At 46.0% G+C, this 12301-nt stretch carries 11 protein-coding genes; 4 read left to right on the top strand and 7 right to left on the bottom strand.

What is annotated here, in order from left to right:
• The 6 genes from AC438_RS14340 to rpoH form a co-directional block, all read right to left on the bottom strand.
• Positions 1-864: Ig-like domain-containing protein (locus AC438_RS14340; RefSeq protein ID WP_202904772.1), on the bottom strand; the 864-nt coding region annotated here is incomplete at its 3' end.
• A 279-nt stretch (positions 865-1143) separates the two neighbouring features.
• Positions 1144-2121: a 2-hydroxyacid dehydrogenase gene (locus tag AC438_RS14335; protein ID WP_053981952.1), complete on the bottom strand. Its 978-nt coding sequence runs from the start codon at positions 2119-2121 to the stop codon at positions 1144-1146.
• Positions 2118-2549 carry a hypothetical protein gene (locus AC438_RS14330; protein WP_053981951.1) on the bottom strand — a complete coding sequence of 144 codons (432 nt, stop codon included), beginning with the start codon at positions 2547-2549 and terminating at the stop codon, positions 2118-2120. Before AC438_RS14330 ends, AC438_RS14335 begins: the two co-directional genes overlap by 4 nt.
• Positions 2550-2639: 90 nt before the next feature.
• Positions 2640-5792, bottom strand: a complete 3153-nt coding sequence (locus tag AC438_RS14325) for an MFS transporter (RefSeq protein ID WP_162230755.1) — start codon at positions 5790-5792, stop codon at positions 2640-2642.
• A gap of 126 nt (positions 5793-5918) precedes the next feature.
• Positions 5919-6323, bottom strand: coding sequence for a DUF423 domain-containing protein (locus tag AC438_RS14320; RefSeq protein WP_053981950.1), 405 nt, complete (start codon positions 6321-6323; stop codon positions 5919-5921).
• 50 nt (positions 6324-6373) lie between these two features.
• Positions 6374-7234 carry an RNA polymerase sigma factor RpoH gene (gene rpoH / locus AC438_RS14315; RefSeq protein ID WP_053981949.1) on the bottom strand — a complete coding sequence of 287 codons (861 nt, stop codon included), beginning with the start codon at positions 7232-7234 and terminating at the stop codon, positions 6374-6376.
• A 350-nt stretch (positions 7235-7584) separates the two neighbouring features.
• On the opposite strand from rpoH, the gene AC438_RS14310 reads away from it, so the two are divergent.
• From AC438_RS14310 to argE, 4 genes are all read left to right on the top strand, one after another.
• A complete protein-coding gene (locus tag AC438_RS14310) occupies positions 7585-8004 on the top strand; it encodes a hypothetical protein (protein ID WP_053981948.1) in 420 nt (139 codons plus the stop codon).
• A 40-nt stretch (positions 8005-8044) separates the two neighbouring features.
• Positions 8045-9412: an MATE family efflux transporter gene (locus AC438_RS14305; protein WP_053981947.1), complete on the top strand. Its 1368-nt coding sequence runs from the start codon at positions 8045-8047 to the stop codon at positions 9410-9412.
• A 21-nt stretch (positions 9413-9433) separates the two neighbouring features.
• On the top strand, positions 9434-10276 hold the full coding sequence (locus AC438_RS14300; protein ID WP_053981946.1) for a PhzF family phenazine biosynthesis protein: 843 nt from the start codon (positions 9434-9436) through the stop codon (positions 10274-10276).
• Between the two features lie 107 nt (positions 10277-10383).
• Entirely contained in the window at positions 10384-11529 is a 1146-nt protein-coding gene (gene argE, locus AC438_RS14295; RefSeq protein WP_053981945.1) for an acetylornithine deacetylase, read from the top strand.
• Positions 11530-11589: 60 nt separating this feature from the next.
• On the opposite strand, the gene AC438_RS14290 is transcribed toward argE, so the two are convergent.
• Entirely contained in the window at positions 11590-12249 is a 660-nt protein-coding gene (locus AC438_RS14290; RefSeq protein WP_053981944.1) for an RluA family pseudouridine synthase, read from the bottom strand.
• Positions 12250-12301 lie beyond the last annotated feature (52 nt).

Here is a 12301-nt window from a genome sequence, read left to right as displayed (position 1 = left end):
TACCGTCGGGCCGTCGTTGCTGCCAGTGACGGTGATAGTTAAGGTCGCGGTGCTGGTTTCGCCGTTGCCATCGGTGATGGTGTAGCTGACCGTGACATCGGCGGTTTCGCCTTCGGCCAAGCTGTTATGGGAGTCGTCGGGATTAAAGACGACTTGGCCATTTTCAATGGTCACGCTACCTTCGCCGCTGGCGACTTCGGCATTGATCAGCGTCAGCGCATCGCCGTCCACATCACTGTCGTTGGCCAACACATCAAAGCGTGTTTCGCCCGCGCCTTCGAGGGCGGTGCCGGTATCGCGATCTGCTTGTGGGGTTTGGTTTGGGTCTATTGAATCTGGGTTGACAGGGTCTGGGTCTAGTGTTGAGGGTGCAGGAGCATCTTGAGGTGTAACAGTATTGATTTGTGGCGCATCAAACGTCGTATTTTCTTGGTTTATGATTTGTGAATTTGAACGCCTAAAGCCTTGTGGGCCTTGCACGCCCGCACCACTGGCGCTGACAGCTGGCTCTATCACAGACGTCTGCGTATCTGCATTGAGCTGACTACCAGCCTCGGTGGCTGGGTCATCTGCAATATTTGCCCCTATATCACTGGGCTCATCAACACTTTTTAAGCTTTGGGCCGCAAGAATTTGATCATCAGGCGATAACGCAGGGGTACCGTCAACCTGTATACCGTTACGCGAAAAAGGGTCACTATAACTTAAATTACCCGCAGCAATAGCGCTTTCATCTGCCGAATCGGCGTCGCTGGCCTGACGCTCTTCGGCATCAAGATTCGGACCTTCTGCGCCATCGCCTGAAGTAAATTGATCAAGTTCATTTTGCTGTTTTTGATCTTTGGGATCTATTTTATCAGCCATATTGGCAACTCTGAATTGGGCACACTTAAATACCGTACTTAATAATTCGACACATAAGCGGCGTATAAATAAACTTACACCTGTCTACTTAGACTAGTTCAGAGTTGCAAATCTGGAAAACAATATATTCGAATAGAAACCCTCAAAGGTTACTCAAGTTGATATATAACCCATACTATTATTTTTTATATTTAAAATCATGCCTCTGAGGCGCCAAAACGTTAACACTACTGATACTATTCTCACGCTATTTATTGCTTTGTACTTAATTAAAACTATTTAATTGACGGTTTCCATTTTATCAATATCGCCTAGCTCAAAATAATGCAAATTATTTAAAGTGACTAAAGCTATTTTATGTAAAGCGTCACGAGTAAAAAAAGCTTGATGGCCTGTAATAATCACATTAGGGAATGTAGTCAAGCGCGCAAAGACATCATCTTGAACAATCGTATCTGAGTGATCACGGAAGAATAAGCTAGCCTCTTCTTCGTATACATCGATACCTAAATATCCTAAGTGTCCTTGCTTTAAGCTATTAATAACAGCTTGAGTATGAATAAGCCCGCCTCGGCTGGTATTAATCAGCATGGCACCTTGGGGCATTTTTGATAATGTTTGTGCATTAATCATATGGTGTGTTTGCGTATTAAGCGGGCAGTGCAAAGAGATAACCTGACATTGCTGCCACAGTGAGTCTAAGTCAACATGCTCGGCACCTTCAATTGGCGCCTTACCTGGATCAAATACCAGCACACGGCAACCAAAACCACGCATAATGCGAACAAAAGCGCAGCCAATTTTACCACCACCAATAACGCCTACTGTTTTACCGTGCAAATCGAAACCCATCAAGCCGTGTAGCGAATAGTCATTTTCGCGAATACGATTGTGGGCACGGTGTATATGTCGATTTAAAGCCAATATTAAACCTACCGCATGCTCTGCAACCGCATAAGGTGAATATTCGGGTACACGAGCAATAGTTATACCTAACTCATTTGCTACTGGCACATCAATATTATTAAACCCTGCACAGCGCATAGCAACAACGGCAATATTATATTGCTGCAAGCGTAATAACACCTCACGATCGAGCACGTCATTAACAAAGCAACATACCGCTTGGCAGCCTTGCGCCAAAGCAACTGTATTAGCGTTTAAGGCGCTTTCGATATACAGCAAAGTATGATCGGTATTTAAAGCATCAAAAAAATTATGCTCGTAGGGCTGTGCGCTAAAAAAGGCTATTTTCATGCTGTGGGTAGTGGCTCTGTGACTTCAACGCGGTGATGTGCCGGGCTAGGATACTGTGCACAATATTTCACAATTGCTTCGTAGGGGTTAGTACAGTGATAAACCTCACCAAGCTGCACTAGGTCATTCACTTGTAGATCAACTATTTGCTCGGCACCATAAAAAACAAAATATGAGCTATCGTCATATTGATATTGATAAACACCAAAGGGCTCTTGCTCGAGCACTAACCACTGCGCTTCATTTGCATGACAGGCATTCAACGTTATCTCGGTATTAGCTGGTACTTCGGTAATGACAAATGCCTTAGGGGCAGACATAAAGTCGCGCTCGCGCTCGTACGCAATCAATACACGTTGAGCCGTTGCCAGTACCGTAATCGCGGTATTGGGTTGAGTACAAAAATAAGGAAATTTAGCATGCTCCACAATATACTCCTTCAGATAAAGCTTATATTCAAGAAAACAATAAAATAGCCAGTTAGCCCAGCAACAAGAGCCAACAACGCAATACCATCGTTATGACCTTTCGCTTACAAATAAAAAGCCATCGGCATCTAAAAAGCCCACAAACTGAGTCTCTAACCAACGAACATTATCTTCGATGATAAACGGCTGGTCGGCATCGAGATACCCCTGCATAACCTGCGGGCCAGCAACCCAAATACGACCTGACTCACCAGCTAACACTTCATGCTTGTTGTTATCAACAATTTTAACGCTAGTGCCAGGTAGCGGCATACCCAAGCTACTCGGTTTTTGACCAATCTGAACGGTCCAGTGGTGTGTATCGATAGCATCGGGTAGATTACAGCTCACTACAGGACCTGTTTCGCTCATACCAAAGCCTGTTAATACGCTGCATTTAAATTTCAGCTCAAAGTCATTTAGCATTTTTTGATCTATAGCCCAATGACTGCAAATCACAGCACGTAGACTTTTTAGCATTAATGAGTGCACTTTAGAGTGCTGCGTTAACTGCTCAAGCATTTGAGCGTCTAGTAAACATAAAGTCGCCTCGTGCTGACTCACAGCCTGAGCAATGGCTAACGGGTCGTTTATCGCCTGTGGGGCGCAGGAAATCCCCTCTAGCAGAGGCATTAGGAGAGCCACATTTAAGCCATAAGCTTGGTGTAAAGGTAAGCTGGCAACCACAAGATCTTGCGCCTCGGCATTTAACACATCGGCCATTTGGCTCGCATTAGCCTGTATATTGTGGTGACTAAGGTTAATAGCATGATGCGGCGTTAACACTGTAACAGCCGTGTTTGTGGGTACACAAGGCGCCAAAGATAGCCACTTGATCTTCCAGGTAGGTGTGAAGCGAACATAAAATTGCGTAGTCCATTGCTCTAGGCGAGTCGCTTGAAGTGCAGCGATATCAATCCACAGTACATCCGGTAAAGTCACATCGCACTTAAGTGCCGCCGCAGCCTCGGCAGTGGTGTACACAATATGTGTATCCAGTGTTTTGAGTTGTGTGGCAATACTCAAGTTAGGGTTGAGATTAGCTACACGCTTACCCGCCATGAAGGCGGCCATATGAAGCAGTGCCGCATCAATGCATGGCGGTAACATAATTGCTATCACAGGCGTATCATGCAAGCGTAAACGACGCATCAGAATAAGAGATAGCCTCAATGCATCATAACCGGTTAAGTGATGACCTTCAGGTGCAATTAATAGAGACTGCCCGCCGATTTGCTTAGCTCTATTCATCCAACTAGCGCCTAAGCTCGGTTTTTGAGCGCTATAGACTTGCCAAGTCACTAATGATAAATCGTGTACTCTGCGCTTTAGCACGTCAGAAGTTGTGCCCAGTGGCAATGGCAAACCAAACGCGCAAATTAAAGTACGGGTGATGCTACGCTGTTGCTGCTGTTTAAAATGCTGACTTGCCCGCGAAAACTGGCTGCCCCATAGTCCGCGTAGATAAAAGGGAACAATCACAATATCAGCGCAATCATGTTGTGCGCAAACAGCGGCTACACGCTCAAAACCTTTGCGAAATTGGGCTAAATGCCCCGTTCGACTAATCGTGCCTTCGGGGAATAAGCACACCACTTCACCTTGCTGCAAATAATGCGCTATTTTTTTGATCGAGCTTTGAGCGCTGGCACCTTGTGCAATAGGAATGCAGCCCATTAAATCTAAAAAACGCTTTAAATACCACTTTTGATAAATACTTTTAAGCATGACAAAGCGCACTGGGCGCGGGCTGGCAAGCTGTAAAACCGCCCAGTCGATCCAGCTAATATGGTTACCCAGTAACAGCACGCCACCTGCCGAGGGCATATTTTCTAAACCTTGTACATGGACTTTGTAGCGACGCGAAATAACACTCGCCAATGCCAAGCGCACAAAGGCTTGAGGCAATTGCTGCAGGGTATATAAACTACCCACTAATGCCACCATTGCCATAATTTGTAACAGTGTTTTACTGCTCAAACCTATTAAAGCAAAAGCAACAGTCACACCTAAAAAACTTAACATCGCCAAATTTTGTACCCAGTTATTGGCCGCTAGTGTACGGCCTAAGGCATCACCTTTCGCATGAAATTGAATAAGTGCATTTAGTGGCACAATAAACAGTCCGCCACTAATACCAATCCACAAAAAACAAATGGCAAACGTTAACAGGCTATTTAAGTGCGTTAATATCAATAAACCACTAAAAATGCCTAAAGCACCGAAGGGCAGTAAACCCAGCTCAATATAATTACGTGAAATCTTCCCTGCGGTAACAGAGCCTATAGCGATACCAATACCAGTACAGGCTAAAACAGCTTGTACTTTTAATGTGTTCAGCTCGCCGGTTGTCGCTTTTAAAAAAGAAGGAAACGCCGCTAATAACACCTGCCCAATAGACCAAAACATGGCCAAGCCCACCACACTTAAAGCAATAGCACGACTATGACCTAAAGGCTTTAAGTCTTGTAAAAATAAACGCCCCGTCAAAAACGCACGCCGATTAAACACAGCCGCAGAATGTATTTTGCCTACAGCTGGCAAGCGGTACATCATAATCAGCTCAAACACACTACAGCCTACCAGCAACCAGCCAATAGGTGCTATTGCCTTAAGAATCTGCGCTTCGTCCAGTGGATTTTGCGGGTACAGTAATTCAAAGGCAATTGTATAAGCAAAGCTGCCCGCTAAAATAGCCACAATCGATAACGCCGATACTGCACCATTAGCCTCACTTAAACGCGCTTTACCAAATAGGGCTTTTATATAACCATATTTAGCAGGTGAATAAATCGCCGATTGAGCAGCTAATAAAAAGGTCATGCCAAATGCTAATTCAAACCACCCCCAGTAATAACATATTGTAATACCCAATGTTAAACCTACAGCGGCCCAAGCACTCAATTGCATCACACGGCTTTTGTAAAACTTATCCGATAAAAATCCAGCAGGGCTCAGTAAAAGTAAAAAAGGTAATAAAATCAGACCATTAACAACAGCGGTAAGAATGACTTGTTCAGCACCGTCATATAATTTATAGACAATATTTTGTATAACAATTTTATGCCCCAAGTCGATAAACGCGTTAAGAAAAACAGCGATAAAAAAAGGCATCGCACCAATCACATGCCTCAATGCTTTACGCTCAATCGATGTGCAGGTAGTAGAGCTCGGCGCAGAAGTGGAGTTATTAATGAAAGACATGGTACAAAACGCACTGACAATAGGGATAATCATCATCGCCCAAAGTCGCAACGCGGTCTAGCGCATGTGTGCGGTCATGGAGCAATAATGCGTAAAAGCGTTTGAATATACGCCAAAGTATTATACTTACGGTTGCATTCGCCAAATCTGCACGAACAACGCAATCCAACCCACAATCAAGCATAATCCCCCCAAGGGCGTTATAGGCCCTAGCCATGTTGAGCCGCTCAAGGCCAACCCGTACAAGCTACCACTAAATAATAAGATACCCAACATAAAAGCAACGCCTGCAACTTTACCTGGCAGCAATGGGCGAGTCACTTTCAGTAATAAGCCTACAAATAATAACGCCAATACGTGTACAAAATGATATTGCACGGCTGTATGCCAAGTTTGCAAAGCAAGAACACTCAAACTCTGTTTTAAAGCGTGCGCACCGAACGCTCCCAAAACTACAGCAAGGGCACCATTCATCGCAGCAAATATTAAAAACACTTTGATCATATTAATTATTCCAAAATAAGCAGGCATAAAAAAACCGCCTAGCGGCGGTTTTTAAACTATTACATCAGTGTCAGTATTTACGCTTCCATAATTGCTTTTAATTTTTTCATAGCATTCTTTTCGAGCTGGCGAATACGCTCAGCTGAGACACCATATTGCGCAGCCAAGTCATGCAATGTTGACTTACTATCGTCATCTAACCAGCGCTGCTGCAAAATATCACGGCTGCGCGCATCAAGGTGCTCTAGTGCCACCTCTAGATTATTGACACTGGTCTTCTCCCAGTTAGCTGCCTCTACCATTGTGGCAGGGTCATAGCGCTTGTCTTCTAGAATGTTAGCTGGCGCTAAATACGCGGTCGACTCGTCATCGTCATCGGCGCCGGCATCAAAGCCTGCATCATATGCAGTCAATCGGCCTTCCATATCTTGTACGTGCTTCACATCGACGTTTAAGTCGGCAGCCACGGCTTTGGCTTCTTCGTGGGTCAACCAGCCTAAGCGCTTTTTTTGCCCACGCAGATTAAAAAATAGCTTGCGCTGAGCTTTCGTCGTAGCAATTTTGACAATGCGCCAGTTACGCAAGATAAATTCGTGCATTTCGGCTTTAATCCAGTGTACAGCAAAGGATATTAGGCGCACGCCCTTCTCGGGGTTGAAGCGCTTTACCGCCTTCATTAAGCCAACATTACCCTCTTGGATAAGGTCACCTTCGGCCAAACCATAGCCTGAATAAGATTTGGCAATATGCACAACAAAACGCAGGTGAGCCATTACTAACTTACGCGCAGCCTCTAGGCTTTCGCGATAGTAAAGGTCTTCGGCTATCTCTTGCTCTTCTTCGGCGGTCAAAATCGAAAATTGATTGATCGACTGAATATAGGCGTTGAGATTTTGTCCGGGAGCAAGCAAGTCAATACGTTGCAAACTTGTACCCATAGTGTGTATACCTCCATAAAAATTGGCGAACTGAGTGTAGCACTCATTTTGAAACTCTGCCAAGCCTTACATGTGTCATATATCACATGGCTTGTACGCCAGTGCTAGCTAGTCTCTACGGTGTTTTGGAGTATAGCCAATGTGAAAAGTTCCTCATGACTAATGATCCATAAAAGCCCGCTAAGGCACAGACTAATACGAAAGAAATTGTAAACCGATCACCGTACGATTCAACTATAATCTCTATGTGTATAAAACAGCATCATCGAGCGCCCACTGAACCCTATGCGCTGATATAAAAAACGCTGCTGTGATATTAACTTAACACAGCGATATAAAGCAGGCTTACCATGCATACACCACAAGCCATTAACGACCCCAAGCTCTTTGCTGGCCTGACCGCATTAGCAGAATCGTCTTTCCCTAAAACATGCAATACCTGTGGCCGTAACTACCCCGATGTAGAAAGCTTTATTAGCCAAACTCAAGGTTTAATCGGGCATAGTGGTTTGAAAGCGAGCACGGGCGATACCGGTGCACCGTTGGTTGAGTTATTTCGCAACTGTGTGTGTGGTTCAACATTGCTCGATCTCTTTAATGATAGACGCGATATCAGCAATGAAGGCATAGAGCGACGCTTGCGTTTTGACCAGCTACTACGCTATTTAGAAGCGCGTAATATTCCGCGCTTGCAAGCTCGTTCAGAAATTTTAAAAGTGCTGCACGGCGAAGGCAGCAAATTACTCAGTCAGCTACCCCCCAGTGAATAAGCACGCTATATTACACGCCCTTTTCTCTTAGTTTGAATTTATGTCTCTTATCCAACAAACCTTACACGAATGGCGTGCCCTACTGCGCTTAGGCGCCCCCATCTTAGTGGCTCAACTTGCCCAAATGGCTAATGGTTTTGTTGATACGCTGATGGCAGGCAATGCGAGCTCTTTCGATTTAGCCGCTGTTGGTATTGGCGTAAGCTTTTGGGTGCCGCTGTCCTTATTTTTTATGGGTGTACTAGGGGCATTACAACCTATTATTGCCGAACATAACGGTGCCAAACGCTTTGACAATATTGTACCTGTGGCCTGGCAAGGCATTTATATTGCCTTAATCGGCAGCCTGGGTGTCATGCTTTTACTCTGGAATGTCATGCCGCTGGTTGAGCTATTTAAAGCTGACGCCAAAACAGCCGCCATTGTAGAGGGCTATTTACAGGCCTTTGTATGGGGTGTGCCAGCTTTGTTGCTTATTACTGCGCTCCGCGGTTTTACCGATGGTATGGGGCACACCAAAGTGTTTATGGTTGTTTCGCTGTTGGGAACACTGTGCAATATCCCGCTTAATTACATCTTTATTTACGGTAAGTTTGGCATGCCCGAACTGGGTGGTATTGGCTGTGGCTGGGCAACCACTGGAGCCAATATGGTCGCGCTAGCCGCAATGCTTGTGTACTTACACTGGGGTAAAGCCAATAAAAACATTCATTTTTTTCATACTATTCATACACCGAGTGTCATTTTGATACGCCGTATTTTAAAGCTCGGCATTCCTATTGGGGTTACCTTGTTTGTTGAAGTCAGTATGTTTTGCGCTATTGCTATTTTTTTGATGCCATTAGGTGCACAAACGGTCGCAGCACATCAAATTGTATTAAACGCAACCTCTATGGCATTTATGGTGCCCTTAAGCTTAGGAATGGCTGTACTACTGCGCGTAAGCTACTTGGTCGGTGAGCAAACACTTGGGCGCGCGCGCCTAGTTGCACGTAGCTCACTTCTATTAGCGCTGGCCATTGCCTGTATTAATGTGCCTATTTTATTTTTTGGCCGTGAGCTATTGGCTAATATGTACACCCAAGAGCCTGAAGTGGTTGCTATTGCGACCCGACTACTCAAGCTGGCTGCTATATTTCAGTTAGTCGATGTTTTGCAGGTAGTCGCTGTCAATGGCTTGCGCGGCTACCAAGATACCGCACTTCCGATGTGGATTATTGTATTGGCATTTTGGGGTGTCTGCTTACCGCTCGGTTATGTACTAGCTTACACCAATATCATTATCTCGGCCGCAGGTGCGCAAGGTTACTGGATCGCTTTAACCGTTGGACTAGCAATTGCTGCTATTTTATTGATTTGGCGGCTGTTCGCCTTTAAGCCAACAAGCACGCCACCTTTATCCACCTAATGAGCTGCTTTGAGGTGCCTCATGCAAACGGTCTACTTTGTTAATGCTTTTCTCACTCCACAGCAGCCCTTATCGGGTAACCCTGCGGCAGTATGCCTACTTCAGGAGTGGCTTCCCGATGCCACGTTACAAGCTGTTGCCGAGCAACATAATGTCTCTGAAACCGCCTACATTGTGCAGATGGGCCCCGCCAGCTACACCATTCGCTGGTTTACCCCCACACACGAAATAGACCTGTGCGGCCATGCTACGCTAGCCGCTGCACATGTATTATTTGAATATTTTAGCGTCAGTGGTCACTTGATTGAATTTGAAAGCGCCAGTGGTAGTCTCAAAGTCATGCGCAATAACACACTAACACTGAGCTTCCCTGTCAAAGCTTTTCACCAAAGCCCCGTGGCCTCATCACAGGCCGAGCAATATGCCAGCGCCTTTGGGCTCGACATAACTACCGATGATGTTGAGGTTTTTAGCAATGGGCATGCGAGTATTATTTACTGTAATAGCGCCCAAACAATCAAACAATTAACACTCAATAGCCATGCAATTAGCCAACTGCCTGAGCCTATTCATTATGTGACAGCAGCCGCCAGTCAATGCGATTTTGTGTGTCGAGTTTTTGCACCCAAATATGGCATACTCGAAGACCCCGTCACCGGTTCGGCCTATACGAGCTTGGCACCCTTTTGGGCAGCGCGGCTTAATAAAATGCATATGCAGGCTCAGCAACTTTCTGCCCGCGGTGGTCATGTCAGCCTCAATCTCAACGGCGATCGCGTGCTGATTAGTGGTGAGGCACGCACTGCTATTATCGGGCAGTGGATGATAGAGCCCCACACGAGTGGACTAGAGCACTCTTATTAAACTATAAGCGCAAATTAAACTGCGAGCGCAAAAGCTCGGACAATAACCGTAAGCAGTGTCATCACCCGTCATAAATATCGCTCCAGGACACTCATAGGGCATAAAACATGGATTATCACACATATACCGAACAGCTCAGCCAGTTAGTGGCGTTACCTTCTGTCAGTTGCGCTGACCCCGCTCTTGATTGCAGTAACAAGGCTGTTGTCGATTTACTCGCCACATGGTTTGAACCTTTAGGCTTTGATTGCCGCATAGAACCGGTGCTAGGTTATCCCAATAAATACAATTTAATTGCCGTGCGCGGCAGTGGGGATGGTGGCGTAGTATTGAGTGGTCATACCGATACCGTACCCTACAACGCCGAGCGCTGGGAGCAAGATCCTCTTACGCTGACGCAAAAGCACGAGCGCCTCTACGGTCTAGGCGCCACTGATATGAAAGGGTTCTTCCCGGCTATTTGGGCAGCGCTGCAAGCATTTGACGGCGTCAGCTTTAAAGAGCCTGTCATTATTTTGGCGACCGCCGATGAAGAGTCCAGTATGAGTGGCGCTCGCGCATTGAGCGAGCAGCAGTTTCCCAAAGCCCGCTATGCCATTATTGGCGAGCCTACAGGCATGCGCCCAGTTAACATGCACAAAGGCATTATGATGGAAGCGGTGCGAGTCAATGGCCAAGCCGGTCACTCATCAAACCCCGCACTGGGCAATAATGCCATGGAAGCTATGCATACGGTGATGACCGAAATTTTAAGCTACCGTGCCGATCTACAAGCGCGCTATCACAACCCCACGTTTGAAGTTCAAGTTCCTACGCTCAACCTAGGTTGCATACACGGTGGCGACAACCCCAACCGTATTTGCAGCGCATGCGAGCTGCATTTTGATTTGCGCATGTTACCGGGTATGAGTATTGATGAACTACGCCAAGGCCTGCAAACACGCCTAACACCCATTGCCGAGCAGACACAAACAGATATTATATTTAGCGCGCTCTTTCCTGGGGTACCGGCCTTTGAGCAACCCGCCAATAGCGCATTGATTGAAACAGTCAAAAAACTCACCGGCCATAACCCCGAGTCTGTTGCCTTTGCGACCGAAGCCCCTTTTTTACAAGCGCAGGGCCTACAAACCGTCATTATGGGGCCTGGCTCTATCGATCAAGCACATCAAGCCAACGAGTACATTGCCTTAAGTGAATTAGCGCCTGCGGTTAAAACGTTAGAAGGGGTGATTCGGGCTTTTTGTGTATAGGTTAAGCGCGCTAGGCGTATTAGCCATTGCCCACGCTATAACGAGCGGCAAGCTAAAAAACTATGTGAAATCTGCCGGTATCAAAACCTCAACCGCTTGCTGGCTCAAAGGCTGCACAAATTCTACTTTTTCGGCATGCAAACATAAGCGTGGCTTGGCAGCTTGGCATTGCTCGTGTCCATAAAAAGTATCACCTAAAATAGGATGGCCTAAGTAGTGTAAATGTACACGCAATTGATGCGTGCGCCCCGTTGTTGGCTCTAGCTTTAATAATGCACAGTGCTTATCAGGGTTAGAGTCTAAAACGGTATAAGCGGTGATCGCTTCTTTGCCTGTTGCACTCACCTGCTGCAAAGGTCTATCGGCTGGGTTAGCCGCTAAGGGTTGATCAATAATACCGTGGCTAAGCTCAGGGATTCCCCACGTTAAAGCCATATAGGTTTTGTGCACCTCGCGATGCTGCAATCTTTTTTTTAGGGCACCTTCGGCTTTTTTGTGTTTTGCAAAAAACATCACACCGGAGGTATCGCAATCGAGCCGGTGCACCAAAAAAACCTCGCCATACGCCTGCTGTAAACGCGTTAATGCGCAATCGTGCGTACACTCGGCAATGCCTGGGTTACTCAGTAAACCTGAAGGTTTATTAATCGCCAAATAATCGGCATCTTCATAAATAACGGGCGGAATACCCGATGGCGGTGAATAGGTAAAAATTCGCATAGAGAGGGCTTAATATACGCTATTGGCAACCTGTCAGAGCTGCCGATAAGCT

Origin of the sequence: Marinagarivorans algicola, assembly GCF_001292705.1 — a bacterium.
Classification (GTDB): domain Bacteria; phylum Pseudomonadota; class Gammaproteobacteria; order Pseudomonadales; family Cellvibrionaceae; genus Marinagarivorans; species Marinagarivorans algicola.
Note: the sequence above shows the minus strand (reverse complement) of the source record. Positions and strands in the feature narration are given on the sequence as shown.